This is a genomic window from Hymenobacter sp. AT01-02 (genome assembly GCF_000961955.2).
GTDB lineage: Bacteria > Bacteroidota > Bacteroidia > Cytophagales > Hymenobacteraceae > Hymenobacter > Hymenobacter mucosus.
Genome location: NZ_JZIR02000257.1, coordinates 1 through 566 on the forward strand (window position 1 = coordinate 1; position 566 = coordinate 566).

The following is a 566-nucleotide window of genomic DNA, read 5'->3' on the forward strand; positions in this document are numbered from 1 at the left end:
TTTGGGTGAGTAATACCGCGCGTAGGTGGCCGTAGCACGCAGTAGAGTCGCCTCGCTGGATGGGTTGTCATCGGAGGAATTTGGCGTGAGGCGATTGAGTTCTACGTGAACTGCCCAACGCTGCATGGCATTACCATGTTGCACTTGGTATTCCAGCGTTTGAATGTTGCTGGTGCGGTCCTGGTCCTGGTCGCGCACATCGGTAGTTGCAAGTCGGATAAGGTGCTGTGGACCTGTGAAGGCAGTGTGGGGCAACAGCAGAGTTATGCTCGGTTCAATCTTACGATACCGCTCAAAACGCTGAACAAGCACACCAGTTGTCAGTTGGCGGCCTAAGGCGCCGGGTAGTACGTTTAAACTCAGTTTGCCAATGCCGTTCACCTCTTTTTGGTTGAAGCTATACATGGGCATGGCCAAGAAGTTGAGGCGCTTGGGCGCTAGGGCATTGTTATAAAAAGCAGCACCCAGCATAAACTTGTCGGAGGTGTTGGCACCTATTATAGGCAGCCAGCTAATCGTATTCCGGTCCCAGCGCTCCACGCTCCCTAGTGGGCGCAGCCGCAAGG

The 566-nt window shown here is 54.1% G+C and carries 1 protein-coding gene; it reads right to left on the bottom strand.

What is annotated here, in order from left to right:
- A partial coding sequence (locus tag VI25_RS25535; protein ID WP_161807049.1) for a hypothetical protein occupies positions 1–566 on the bottom strand: 566 nt, incomplete at both ends.